Source organism: Microbulbifer yueqingensis (assembly GCF_900100355.1).
GTDB classification, from domain to species: Bacteria; Pseudomonadota; Gammaproteobacteria; order Pseudomonadales; family Cellvibrionaceae; genus Microbulbifer; species Microbulbifer yueqingensis.
On the sequence record NZ_FNFH01000006.1, the window covers coordinates 1 to 12,582 of the forward strand.

Here is a 12,582-nt window from a genome sequence, read left to right on the forward strand (position 1 = left end):
AAATTGCTAGTCAAATGTGCAGACTTCGTTTGATCCAGCGGATACAAAATGAACAGATTAATACACTAATCCAGATCCATGCTAAGGAAGCGTCACCCGAATTATCGAAGTATATGCTCGATTCAGCTATCTCTCGCGCCAAGAAAAGAATGAGCGAAATTAATGAAGTGTGTGGTTGAGGTAAGGGCAGTAGTTGTGAATGGCAGGCATACACCATAACAAGCGCAAGCAGTTTGCTACGGCCCTTCGGGCCTCCGCGGGACGTCCAATGCTATGCACATTTTGTGCGGGTCGCTGCTCTCCCAGGTTCGCACAAAAGGTGCATAGCATTGGTCGCCCCTGTTGCGGGCGTTAGGCGAACTATATCCAAGGGATAATATGAAAGTAAACGTGCTGTCTGCTCTCTGCGTAATCTTGCTGGCCCCTTCAATCATATATTTCTATGATTTCATCGCTGAATTATCGTTCTACTCTAAAGGCCTCGGCTCAGACGGTCTAAAAGACTTCGAAACTATAATTCTATTTGTAAGCAGCATTGCATTGGGCCAAATTGTAACTTTGTTGACGCTAATTCCTGGGTTTCTAGTCGGTCGGCACTTGCTGGTAAAGAAAGGGTTTCATCCAACTTGGTTTTTGAGGGTGCTTAGATTCTATGCGGTGATATTAGTGGCGACCCTGCCTCTGCATAGTATTATCGGAGCTGCATTAGTAGTTTCATTAAATCAACGTAGTTCCGCGCTGGAGTGCGCCTAACAAGCGGCGGCAGGCGGACCCAGTTTCCGCTCGTTCCTCGCTACAATTGGCCCGCTGCGCTGGGCGTTATGAGCTAATCGAGCATGCTTAGAAGGAAATGCCCCAACTGCTCTCAGAAATCACTGAAAGTACCAGTTTTAAGCAATAATTATATTTGCTCGGAGTGTGTATCAATATTCCATCAACCATGGTGGGCGAATATGCTCGAGGCAGTGATCGCGTCAGCGCTTGGTACTGCTGCATTTTTCTACCTATTGTTTAGCTTTAGCTGGATAGGGCTTGCTGCTGTATTGTTAGCGTTGCCGCTTTTGGTAGATCAAATTTTCAGGAGATTTGGCCCCGTTAAATTAGGTAGAGTAAGAGGTGTACTCCGTAAGCGCTCATAACAAGGCCGGGCAATTTGCTCCGGGCCTCCGGCCCTCCGCGGGACAGCTTACCTTGTGCACCTTTTGCGCAGGTCGCAGCGCTCCCACTTTTGCGCAAAACGCGCACAAGGTAAGCTGCCCCTGCCGGTGGCGTTATGCGTAAGAATTGGCTCGAATGAGGAAGCAATGGCTAAGAACAGTCCTGGTACTCTACGCACTGACGTATTTGATTGGTGTCCCTCAAATATCCTTGGCGTTTAAGGAGAATCCTTGCGCACAGGGCAGTGGGTTTGACTTTTACTTGAGGGGTGGTGAAGCACTAATATCAGCCCTTTCATCTGGTGAGGTTCTGGAAGTTTATGGTCATAGATCTTTCGCGATCGGGCCATTGCTAGCCTTTAACGCTGCAGGTTGGGGTGCTTGTGATTACAAGCAGGTAACTTTTTGGTTTTTTGGCCTCGCGCTCCCTATCTATGGAGAGTATGGCCTTAGTGATTAGCACGCATAACAAGCGCCGGCACAATCGCGCACTACGTGCGCTGGACTCACAACAAGTTGCTCGCCTGTGCGGCGGGCGTTAGTTTCTGGAGGCAACTTAAGCATGTTCGGAATTTTCAAGAAAAAAGAAGTAGAGTGGCCTTTTGACCAGCCCAAGAATTGTGCTGTTTTTACTATCAGCCAGATTATCGAAGGAAAGTGCCCAATCCAGGTTGTGTATCACGATGCAGAAGATGATAGCTGGCAATTTTTGAGTGATATTGAATATACAATGGATGATGCCAAGTTGGTTGGCTTGGAAGAAATCACCAAAATTGATCCTACGGTCTTCGAGGTGGCAACAATAAAGCCAGGCTACCACGCATGGAGAAATCAAGTCGGCGACAAATGGGAAGTGGCTAAAACACCACATGAAGTCGAAGAGTAAACTAACAAGAAAAGGCAGCATCGCCCCTGCGGGGCTGGACCTCACTCCGCTTGGCTAGTTGTTAGGATTTCAAGCTATGGAAATCGTGCCTACCCGGGAAGATGATTGGGAGTCGTTAAAAAAGATTCGTTTGGAATCGCTTCGTGATTCACCTGATGCCTTTGGTATTACATATGGCGAAGCCAACAGCCTTAACCAGGATCAATGGCAGTTAATTGCATCTGAGGAGAGCAGCGTGAAATTTCTAATTGCACGCTGTGGCGGATGTGCCATTGGTTTGATTGGTGGTGTTTACGCTAATGGAGAGTGTGAGCTCACTTCAATGTGGGTTTCCCCTGCCAGTCGCAGGAGTAATGTCGGCTCAAGGCTTGTCGAGGCGCTGCTTGATCACGCTCTTTCGGAGGGATGCGGAAGAGTCACACTAAAGGTTTCTGACAATAATAAACCGGCTTTTAAGTTATACCTGAAAATGGGGTTTGAATTTGCCGGAGAGGCGGGCGTGTTAAAAGGTAATAAGACTATAAAGTTAAAAAATATGGTCTGGCACGCAGCGTCAAGGCCCTGAAATATTAAAGTAGGGAAGAGCAATAACCGGTCTGGCAGGGCTTGTAGGCATTTTTCCCTCTGTTTCGGCCGTGGCAAGTTATAGATCGGCGTTTTCAGGCTATTAGAGAGCGCGTCTGCCGCCCTTGGGAAGATATGAGTTTCGAATACAAAATCAATGAACCTGTAACCACGGACCAGTTTGTAGCGCTATTGAAGGCATCGACTCTGGGAGATCGCCGTCCTATAGAGGATAGAGAGTGCATGGAAGGTATGATTGCAAACAGCAATCTTACGGTGACTGCCTGGCATAAAAACCAGCTTATCGGCATTGCCCGGAGTGTCACGGACTTCAATTATGCCTGCTATCTGTCAGATCTGGCTGTGAGCCTGGAATACCAAAAGTCCGGCATTGGGAGGCGGCTGCAAATTCTCACCCAGGAGCAGCTCGGGCCGAAATGCAAGCTGATACTTATCGCTGCCCCGGCCGCCAATCAGTACTATGAGCATATTGGTTTTGATCATAACCCGCGCTGTTGGGTGCTTGAACGTAGATCGAGCATCAGTAGCTGAAAAGAAAAAATGGTGTGGGCCAGAATCGGCCCTCCCTTTCGTTGATGTTAATCGAATGAATAGATTCTTGGTAACATTTGTAGGGATTGTATTGACCATGACAGCGAATGCCGAAGAGGGAAAGGGAATCATTGGCAGGGTTTACGAAAATGGAGCCCCCGTGATTTACAAATTTGTCAATGAATTGCCCGGTGACGACATAAGGGCTGGATTGCCCTGGCTGGCGGTGATCTCCTGGAAATACGATGGTTCATCCAACAACGGAATGCCCCTGGAAAAGGATAACCAGGGGATGATTGCGCTGGAGGATGCAATCGAGGATCACATAGAAAGCGATGGCTTTCTTCGTCACGTATACAGTCGTACTGGAAATGACCTCAAAGAGCTTGTCTATTATATTGGCGACCAGGAGAGATTCTTGGAAGCACTTAATAATACGTTGGGCAGTCATCCACGCTACCCGATAGAAATCAATTTTTATGAAGACCGGTCATGGGAAGATTTCCGGCGGCTATTAACTGACTTCTCGAATGCTCCCGTCAGGTAGGTAAAGAGGTCAGTATGGACTGTTGGTAAGCCTGGCCCGCCACTGGTATCCACGCTGTGTGGTCAGGTATCGGCCTGTCAGCGAGACATGTGATGGGTGTGTTGAGAGAGTGTGCCCGAACTGGATGATATTTCGACCAGGGCCAGGTAATTGAAAGAGTTGGTGAACCGGGCAGGGCCCGACATGACTTGATTCACAGGGGAAAATGATGGCAGGGAACACAAGGAATAGTTCTGGTTACCGGGCCAGCCGGCTGAGGCTGGTGGCGTGGGCGGGCGCGGTAACGATGCTGCTTCTCCCCGCCATCGCCATGCAGTTTACGGAAGAGGTGAACTGGCAGGTGGCCGATTTTGTAGTCTTTGGCGCCCTGTTGTTTGGCGCGGGGATCGCCTACGAGCTGGCTGTGCGGATGACGCCCAACGCCTCCTATCGCGTGGCTGCAGGCCTGGCGCTGGCGGCCGGATTCCTGCTTGCCTGGCTTAGCCTGGGGGTCGGAGTGATCGGCCGGGACGGAGACCCCGCCAACCTGATGTTTTTCGGGGTGCTGGGTGTGGGCATTGTCGGCGCCTTGATGGCGCGCTTCAGGCCCGCAGGTATGGCCTGGGCGCTGTTTGCCACGGCACTTGCCCAGGGGCTGGCCGCCGGTATTGCCCTGATGGCGAAGCTGGGTCAACCCTGGAGCGGCCCGTTCGAAATCCTTTTGCTCAATGGCTTTTTTGTCGCGATGTTTTCAGTAGCGGCGCTGCTATTCCTGCAGGCTGAGCGGCAGGGCAGCGCGGCCTAGGTCCTGCGCCTGCGGTGGTAAGCGCAATGGACAGGGAAAGTAAGGGAGTTTATTCCTATGGCCGAACGACTTTTACGCTGGTGGGGGGAGCTTACCCGTCCGGAGAGGACCGCGCTTGCCACGCTGGCGGCGATCGGTACGGGAATACTATTGTTCGTACTCGGCATCCAGCTCGGCCAGGCCCTGTGGCTTTTTGCCGGGCTGGTTGCCTGAGTCGCGCGTCTACTTTTCCTGTCAGTCTTTCGCCACCCCGAGTTCCCCCAGGGTGCGGGCGATATCCTCGGCGCTGGTGGCCGGTGTGATGTCCTTGTCTATCTTCAGGATATTGCCGTCCTTGCCGATGTACACCGTCACGCGCCTGGCAACATTCAGCATTGGCATCAGCACGTCGTAGGCTTCTGCCACCTCTCCTTCCGGGTCACTCAGCAGCGGGAAGTCGGCCTTCTCTGACTCGGCGAATTTCTTGTTGGTCTCAAGCTCATCCGTGCTCGCCATGAAATAAGCCACATCGTACTCACGGATCAGGTGGCCGTTTTCCGCCAGTGACTTGCACTCGATGGTGCAGCCCTTGGTAAATGCCTTGGGGTACCAGGCAATCACCACCGCCTTTTTCCCCTTGAAGTCCGCCAGCGAATAGGTCTTGCCATCGGATCCCTGCAGGGTGAAATCCGGCGCCGGCTGGCCGACTTCCAGCGCCAGGGCAGGGACGCAGAGCAGGGTGGCAACCAGCAGGGCAAATACGCGTTTCATGTTCACTCCAGGATTTTGGGTTCTCGACCAGGTTCTACGGCCACATGTTACCGGTGGTTCTCTCCGGCCGCCAATACGTCTCTTCCCGTGTTGGCGCTGGCACAAGGGTCCTGCCTGGCTTATTTTCATACAGATGCGCCGCATGGATAGCGCGGCCGTAACTGCACCAGGGACCGGAGGCTCATATGCGGGCAATGATTGTGCCGCTTTTCTCCCTATGGATGGGGGTTCTCCCTGCCGCGCACGCCGAGCCGGGCAAGCACCTGTTTATTCTCTCGGGCCAGTCGAATATGGCCCGACTCGATGTGGACGCCTACTTCACTCCGCTGATGGAAGCCCGGCTGGGCCGGGATCGTGTGATTGTGGTGAAGGATGCCGAGGGCGGCCAACCGATCGCTCGCTGGTATCGCCGTACAGAAAGTGGAGTTGCTCCAGCGCGCCCGGGCAACGATTTATATACACGCCTCCTCGAAAAGGTTCGTCGCGCGGTGGGCCGGTCGAACCTGCTGTCGGTCACTTTTGTGTGGATGCAGGGCGAGAGGGATGCGCGCAGCGGCATGAGCGAAACCTATGCGGGTGCGCTCGCGGGCCTGCTGGCACAGCTGGAGGCGGACCTGGGTCGGCCCGACATCAACGTGGTGATCGGCCGCCTGAGTGATCACGGCCTGTACGGCCCAGGGCGCAGCCACTGGCGGCGAATTCGCGAGATCCAGGTGCACTTCGCTGAGTCCCGGCCGCGAGGCGCCTGGGTCGATACGGACGACCTGAATGACGGACGCGACCAAAACGGGGTAATGGTACACAACGACCTGCACCTGACCCCCGCGGGCTACCGCGAGCTTGGCGCGCGCTTTGCTGCCCGTGCCCAGGAGTTGCTGCAGCGACGGGCGGGCGGTTACCGGCCGGTTGGTGGACCCGGACCGCACGGGGCTGCGGTGAATGCACCCTCTTCCCCCGGCGATAGGCCAGAATAAGGAAAGCTGGACTTGAGCGGCGCCCATGACCTTCAGTGAATTCTTTTCCACCGTCCCCCTTCTCGGAATGGGCGCCATTTCGATACTGGTAGTCATGGTGTCGTTGGGCCTGGGTACACTGCTCGGCCGGCTGACGGCGCGCGGGCGCGACAGCCGCGGTGACGCTTCCATGGGCAGCGTCGTGGCCGCGACCCTTGGCCTGCTGGCCTTCATGCTCGCCTTCACCTTCAACATGACCGCCGAGCGCTTCGGCCAGCGCAAGGCCCTGTTGCTGGAAGAGGTAAACGCCATTGCCACCACCTACCTGCGGGCTGATTTCCTCGATGAGCGGGGGACGGTGAAAGCGCGCAAGCTGCTGGCTGAGTACGCCCGGGTGCGGGATTTCGACCCGCGCGCAGGCGCCCTGGAGGATTACCGCAGGCGCCTGCAGCGCAGTGAGCAGATACAGCGGGCCCTGTGGGAGCTGGTGGCCCAACACGAGGCGCGGGGATACGAGCCGGAAAGGCTGCGGGCCTTCTACCAGCCCCTGAACGAAGTTCTGGACTACCACACGCGGCGTACGCTGGTCGGTGGTGAGTACCGGATACCCGCGCCTATCTGGGTGGCGCTCTACGCCATCACCGCCTTGTCGATGCTGGCAATCGGCTTCCAGCTGGGCGTGAGCCGGGGCGGCTCGCTCCTGGTGGCGCTGGCGCTGGCCGTGGCCTTTTCCCTGGTGATCCTGCTGATCGCCGATCTCGATCGCAGTTACGAGGGCTTCCTGCTGGTGGACCAGGCGCCGATGAAGGAGCTCAGCGAGCAGCTGCAGCAAGGGGAGCGCCCGCCGCCAGCGGGCTAGCAGGTTGCCAGGCTACAGCGTCTTCAGTTCCGAGGAATTGATGAATTCCCGCATGAAGATTTCCCAGAAGGCGATGAACAGTGCCGCCAGCAACGGGCCGATGGCAAAGCCGCTGATGCCGAACATCATCAGGCCGCCCACGGTGGAAAACAGCACGATGTAGTCCGGCAGCTTGGTGTCCCTTCCCACCAGGATGGGGCGTAGCAGGTTGTCCACCAGGCTGATCACGGCGATGCCGAATACCAGCAGCACAGTGCCCTTGATCATAGAGCCGATGGCCAGGAGGTAAACGGCGGCGGGGAGCCAGATCAGCGCCGCGCCGATGGCTGGCAGCAGCGACAGCAGGGTCATCATCACCCCCCACAGCAGTGGTGCCGGCAGCCCCAGGGCCCAGAATATCAGGCCGCCCAGGCTGCCCTGGGTCACCGCCACCACCAGGTTGCCCTTGATGGTGGCCCGGGTGACCTCGGCGAACTTGGCCAGCAGCAGCTGCTCGCGCTCGTCGCCCAGGGGCAGGGCCCGGATCAGCAACTGCACCAGCGTCTCGCCGTCGCGGATCAGGAAGAAGGTGAGATAGATCATCAGGCCCAGCATCACGAAGAAGTTGAGCGTGTTCTGCCCCAGCGCCAGCGCGTTCTTGGCGATAAAACTGCCGGCGCTCATGAAACCGCTCAGCAGGCGCTCGCGCAGCTGGTCGAAGTCGATCCCCATTCGTTGCAACAGAGCCTCGAAACCGGGGAAGGCGTTACGCACCCGGTCCACCTGTTGTCCCACGTCAATCTCGCCACTCTGGACCTTCTGGTACAGGGCGATTACCTCGTTGACAAAAGAACTCGCCACCAGCAACACCGGGATTACCACCAGCACGGTACACAGCAAGAGCGTCAGCAGGGCCGTAACGTTGGGCCAGCGCGGATAGCGGTTGTACAACAAGCGGTAGACCGGGTGGAAAATCAGCGCGATGGCACAGGCCCAGAAAATCGGCGTGAAGAAGGGTTTGAGCAGGAAGACAAACGCCACCGTAACCAGCAGCAGGGCGAAGATAAACGAGCGACGTTCCAGTTTGGCCTGAACCAAGGGGGCCCCCAGTCTTGTTGTTGTCGATGCGCGCTATGCTATCACTGCTGCCAGCCACTTGCGCAGCTGCTGTTCGCAATCACCAGCGCCGGTAACCGCAGGTGTCCACGTGGAAGCGCACCCCGCTGTAAATGCCGAGCCCCATGTCCCACTTCTTGCCAACATCGCGGTGGATGTCCCGCAGGATGGGCACCAGCTCCTTGCGGGAGTAATCGCGCTCCGGGACCAGGTCCACGCCGCAGAAGTGCATGTGCTTGCTGCGCTTCGAGCCGCCCGCCTTGGCGTTGTAGCTGGAGGTGCGCCAGCCGGAGAGGACCGTGACAGGCCCGATCCGCGGGATGATCTCTTCCTGGATGACCCGCAGGGTGTCCACCATACTCTCCCAGTTCTGCTCCGGAGGCAGTGCAAACGGGGGCTCGCCGATCTCCTGCCAGTCGCTACCCTGGCGCAGCAACTGGTATGAGGGGAGCACCCCGTCCACCTTGTTGATGTGCAGGAAGTGTTGCAGGCGCGTGTAGATCTCGCGCCGGTCGGCCTCGTCGAGGAAGCGCTCGAATGCGCGGGCCGAGGCGGCAGCGTAACCCTTGATGTCGGACACGTCGGGAATGCGGGCCGTCTCGGGAACGCGCTGTTCCGGCACATAGGCCCTCGGCGTCACCACCCGTTCCGCCAGGTCCTGCACCATATTCACGGTAAAAATTGCCAGCAGCAGTACCCCTGCCAGCACCAGTACACTGATCCAGATGACCCGGCGTCGCTCGATATGGATGTCGATCCACTCGTGGTCCGCGCTCTCTTTGATGTCCATGGTGAAGCCGCTCCGGGATTAAGACTGCTTACCAGCTGCGGTAGCCGCAGGTATCGATATGGAAGCGCACGCTGCTGTAGATGCCGAGCCCCACCTGGCTGGAGCGCCCCACCTGGGCGTGGACCATCCTGAGCTCCTCCACCAGCTCCCCACGGCCGATATTGGACAGGGGCACCAGGTCCAGCCCGCAGAATTGCCGGTGCTTGCTGCCGCCGGCGCCGCCGCCGCGGCGGTTATAGCTGTCTGTGCGGTAGGCCGACAGTATTTCCACCGGGCCGATGGCGGGGATCACCTGGTCGCGCACCACCTTGAGGGTCTCGACGATGTTCTCCCATTCGCTGTGGGGCGGGATGGCGAAGGGGGGTTCATTGATTTCCAGCCAGTCCGACCCCTGGCGGAAGAGACTGCCGGTCTCAACCACTTCACCCACGCCCCGTGAATCGAGGAATCGCTCGAGCTCCTTCAGGCGGGCGCGGTTGTCCCCCTGGCGCAGGAAGCTCCGCAGCGTGTGATTGGTGGGTACGCGGTAGCCCTGCACGTCGCGATAGGGCTTTTCCAGTGACTTGAGGTAGAGGTACAGCCACAGGCCGCCCACGATGCCCAGCAGCATCAGCGCGATACCGGCAATTACCAGGCGGTTGGTGCGCTGCCCCGGTGGGCGGCGGCGATAGTTCGAAAACGGCTGGCCTGCGGGCATGGTCTCCCTGCCTGTGGTCGTCGTCGTGGTGAGGCACGGCGCGCCATCTGTCGGCGCGTTATCATTCAATATAGTCGTTTCCGCGCCATTTCTCCGGGTGGGAGCGGACGGCAAGCGTGGGCCACAACGAAAACGCCCCCGGGGATCGCTCCGCGGGGGCGTTTGGGACCGGGCGGCTCAGCTGGCCACCCGCGGGTCGGTTCAGCCTTGCGGGCCGGCGGACCTGACGGTTTCGCTCACCTCGAACTTCTCGATGTTCTCGGCGAACAGGCGTGCCAGTTTGGTGGCCTGCTCGTCGTAGGCGGCCTTGTCACTCCAGGCTTCGCGCGGGTTCAGGAAGGCCTTGTCCACACTGGGTACTTCCAGCGGGATATCCAGGTTGAGGGCCTCCAGGTGCTCGGTCTCGACGCCTTCCAGGGCGCCGCTCTGGATGGCGGCGATGACGGCGCGGGTGACCGGGATCGGGAAGCGCTTGCCGTTGTCGCCGGAGCCACCGGTCCAGCCGGTGTTGACCAGGTAGACGTTGGAGCCGAAGTCCTCGATGCGCTTCATCAGCAGGTCGGCATACTCGCGCGGCGCGCGCGGCATGAACGGCGCGCCGAAGCAGGTGGAGAAGGTCGGGTGGATGCCCGCCTCCGCGCCCAGCTCGGTGGAGCCCACGCGCGCGGTGTAGCCGGACAGGAAGTGGTAAGCGGCGGCTTCCTTGGACAGGATCGATACCGGCGGCAGTACGCCGGACACATCGCAGGTCAGGAAGATGACGTTCTTCGGCTCGCCGGCCTGGTTGCCTGGCTGGCGCATCACCACGTGCTCCAGCGGGTAGGAGCAGCGGCCGTTCTCGGTCAGGCTGGTGTCGTGGTAGTCGGCGGTGCCGTTCTCGTCGGTGACCACATTTTCCACGATGGCGCCAAAGCGGATGGCGTCCCAGATAACCGGCTCGTTTTCCTTGCTCAGGTTGATGGTCTTGGCGTAGCAGCCGCCCTCGATATTGAACACGCCGCCCTTGGCCCAGCCATGTTCGTCGTCACCGATGAGGTAGCGCTCCGGGTCGGCGGACAGGGTGGTCTTGCCGGTGCCGGACAGGCCGAAGAACAGGCATACATCGCCGTCCTTGCCCACGTTGGCGGCACAGTGCATCGGCATCACGTCTTTTTCCGGCAGCAGGAAGTTCTGCACGGAGAACATGGCCTTCTTCATTTCACCGGCGTAACGCATGCCCGCCAGCAGTACCTTGCGCTGGGCAAAGTTGATGATTACCACTCCCTCGGAGTTGGTGCCGTCGCGTTCCGGCTCGCAGACAAAGTTAGGGGCGTGCAGGATGCGCCACTCTTCCTTGCTCTTCGGGTTGTACTTTTCCGGGCGGATGAACATGTTGCGGGCGAACAGGGTGTGCCACGCGGTCTGGGCGGTGACCACCACCGGCAGGTAGTAGTCTTCATGCTGGCCAACGTGCAGCTGTTGCACGAAGGTGTCGGAGCCCGCGACGAACTCCTCGACACGGCTCCACAGGGCGTCGAACTTGTCCTGGGGGAAGGCGCGGTTGACGTTGCCCCAGGCGATGCTATCGCTGGTGGAAGGCTCCTCAACCACGAAGCGGTCCGCCGGGGAGCGCCCGGTGCGCGCACCGGTCTCGGTAACCAGCGCGCCGGTGTCGGACAGTTTGCCCTCACCGCGCAGCAGCGCCTGCTCTACCAGTTGCGCCGACGACAGGTTCTTCAGGACCTGCGCCGTATCATCGATCTGTGCCATTCGTGGAATACCCGTGCAAATTACGTGAAACAATTACGTGAATAAAATCTAGTGTGGTCACGCCACAGGGAGCGGGGCCACCAATATTCGGGTGGCGAATTATGGCAAAGTTCAATTTGGCGGGATAGCAATAAAGGCCGTTTTTTGCCCAATGACAGCGTTGTCTTGTGAAATTTTGTGCCGCTTTATTTGTTTTTGCGATAATGTAGTTTTACTACATAGATATGGTGAATTTTTGAGGCGAAACCGGCAAGGGACCGGGGGCGGGAGCGCCCGGTTGGAAGCGGGCGCTCGCCGTAGCAGTGAGGTCAGTGCAGCGTGTGGGGCGGCGCGTTGAACAGGGCCTCGATATCGTCCCCGTCGAAGCGGTAGCGGTTGTTGCAGAACTGGCAGTCGGCGGTGATTTCGCCACCCTGCTCTTCCAGTAACTGGTACACCTCCTCCGGGCCCAGGGAGATCAGCGCGCGGGCGCTGCGCTCCCGGGAGCAGCTGCACTTGAAGCGGATATTGGCGGTGCCGAGCTGGGCCGGTTTCAGCTGGTGAAACAGCCGTGTCAGCAGCTGGTCGTGCGGCAGCTCGTGGAGTTCCTCGGCGGTCACGGTTTCCGCCAGGTGTTGGGCGGTCTCCCAGGCGTCCTCGTTCTCCTCCGCGTTGGCGGCATTGTTGCCCGGCAGTACCTGCAGCATGATGCCGCCCACGGTGTCGGGCCTGGATTCGATCCAGAAACGGGTGGCGAGCTGTTCCGACTGGGTGAAGTAGTCCTCCAGGCACTCCGCCAGGCTTTCCTTCTCCATGGGCACTATGCCCTGGTAGCGCTCGCCGTCCTCGGGCTCCACGGTAATGGCGAGTGCGGCGCGCTTGCCGATCAGCTGGCGTAGGGTGGCGCCTTCGTCTATCTGCGCCTCTTCCGCCACCCGCGCAATACCGCGCAGGTCGCTGTGGTGGGTGCACTCGGCCATGATCAGTGGCACGTCGCCCTCGCCACGGGCCTGCAGGTTCAGCAGGCCCTCGAACTTGAGTGTGGTGGACAGCAGGCAGGCGGCGGCGAGGAATTCCCCCAGCAGCTCAGCCACCGGCTGCGGGAGCTGGTTGTTTTCCAGCACTTCGCGGTAGGCATCTGACAAGGTGACAACCTGGCCACGGATATCGTGGTGGGAGAAAATGAAGCGTTCCAGCTGGTCGGACATGAATCGAAGGCC

General features: G+C 58.5%; 14 protein-coding genes. 8 read left to right on the forward strand and 6 right to left on the reverse strand.

Translation table 11 applies throughout. From position 1 onward, the window contains the following. Positions 1–1,719: 1,719 nt before the first annotated feature. The 6 genes from BLT26_RS13280 (at position 1,720) to BLT26_RS16510 (ending at position 4,703) form a co-directional block, all read left to right on the forward strand. A complete protein-coding gene (locus tag BLT26_RS13280) occupies positions 1,720–2,043 on the forward strand; it encodes a hypothetical protein (RefSeq protein ID WP_091515298.1) in 324 nt (107 codons plus the stop codon). Positions 2,044–2,119: 76 nt separating this feature from the next. After that, positions 2,120–2,608 carry a GNAT family N-acetyltransferase gene (locus BLT26_RS13285; protein ID WP_091515302.1) on the forward strand — a complete coding sequence of 163 codons (489 nt, stop codon included), beginning with the start codon at positions 2,120–2,122 and terminating at the stop codon, positions 2,606–2,608. 134 nt (positions 2,609–2,742) lie between these two features. After that, positions 2,743–3,159 (forward strand): GNAT family N-acetyltransferase, encoded by a 417-nt coding sequence (locus BLT26_RS13290; RefSeq protein ID WP_091515307.1) that lies wholly within the window; start codon positions 2,743–2,745, stop codon positions 3,157–3,159. Between the two features lie 97 nt (positions 3,160–3,256). After that, positions 3,257–3,706 carry a DUF695 domain-containing protein gene (locus BLT26_RS13295; RefSeq protein ID WP_091515917.1) on the forward strand — a complete coding sequence of 150 codons (450 nt, stop codon included), beginning with the start codon at positions 3,257–3,259 and terminating at the stop codon, positions 3,704–3,706. A 286-nt stretch (positions 3,707–3,992) separates the two neighbouring features. Further along, the gene (locus tag BLT26_RS13300) at positions 3,993–4,490 is read left to right on the forward strand and encodes a hypothetical protein (RefSeq protein ID WP_217631444.1); all 498 of its coding nucleotides are present in this window, start codon (positions 3,993–3,995) and stop codon (positions 4,488–4,490) included. Positions 4,491–4,547: 57 nt separating this feature from the next. Next, a complete protein-coding gene (locus BLT26_RS16510; protein ID WP_175453120.1) occupies positions 4,548–4,703 on the forward strand; it encodes a hypothetical protein in 156 nt (51 codons plus the stop codon). A gap of 21 nt (positions 4,704–4,724) precedes the next feature. On the opposite strand, the gene BLT26_RS13305 is transcribed toward BLT26_RS16510, so the two are convergent. After that, positions 4,725–5,240, reverse strand: coding sequence for a peroxiredoxin (locus tag BLT26_RS13305; RefSeq protein WP_091515311.1), 516 nt, complete (start codon positions 5,238–5,240; stop codon positions 4,725–4,727). A 185-nt stretch (positions 5,241–5,425) separates the two neighbouring features. Between BLT26_RS13305 and BLT26_RS13310 the strand changes: the two genes are divergently transcribed. Both BLT26_RS13310 and BLT26_RS13315 read left to right on the forward strand, forming a co-directional pair. Next, positions 5,426–6,214, forward strand: coding sequence for a sialate O-acetylesterase (locus tag BLT26_RS13310; protein WP_091515315.1), 789 nt, complete (start codon positions 5,426–5,428; stop codon positions 6,212–6,214). Between the two features lie 25 nt (positions 6,215–6,239). After that, positions 6,240–7,052: a bestrophin-like domain gene (locus BLT26_RS13315; protein WP_091515319.1), complete on the forward strand. Its 813-nt coding sequence runs from the start codon at positions 6,240–6,242 to the stop codon at positions 7,050–7,052. A 12-nt stretch (positions 7,053–7,064) separates the two neighbouring features. Here BLT26_RS13315 and BLT26_RS13320 read toward each other — a convergent pair whose 3' ends face one another. From BLT26_RS13320 to hslO, 5 genes are all read right to left on the reverse strand, one after another. Further along, positions 7,065–8,129, reverse strand: coding sequence for an AI-2E family transporter (locus BLT26_RS13320; protein ID WP_091515322.1), 1,065 nt, complete (start codon positions 8,127–8,129; stop codon positions 7,065–7,067). Between the two features lie 79 nt (positions 8,130–8,208). Next, the gene (locus tag BLT26_RS13325) at positions 8,209–8,937 is read right to left on the reverse strand and encodes a D-Ala-D-Ala carboxypeptidase family metallohydrolase (RefSeq protein WP_091515325.1); all 729 of its coding nucleotides are present in this window, start codon (positions 8,935–8,937) and stop codon (positions 8,209–8,211) included. A gap of 28 nt (positions 8,938–8,965) precedes the next feature. After that, on the reverse strand, positions 8,966–9,703 hold the full coding sequence (locus BLT26_RS13330) for a D-Ala-D-Ala carboxypeptidase family metallohydrolase (RefSeq protein ID WP_245720710.1): 738 nt from the start codon (positions 9,701–9,703) through the stop codon (positions 8,966–8,968). 132 nt (positions 9,704–9,835) lie between these two features. Continuing rightward, the gene (locus tag BLT26_RS13335; RefSeq protein ID WP_091515332.1) at positions 9,836–11,383 is read right to left on the reverse strand and encodes a phosphoenolpyruvate carboxykinase; all 1,548 of its coding nucleotides are present in this window, start codon (positions 11,381–11,383) and stop codon (positions 9,836–9,838) included. Positions 11,384–11,691: 308 nt separating this feature from the next. Further along, on the reverse strand, positions 11,692–12,570 hold the full coding sequence (hslO, locus tag BLT26_RS13340) for an Hsp33 family molecular chaperone HslO (protein WP_091515335.1): 879 nt from the start codon (positions 12,568–12,570) through the stop codon (positions 11,692–11,694). Positions 12,571–12,582 lie beyond the last annotated feature (12 nt).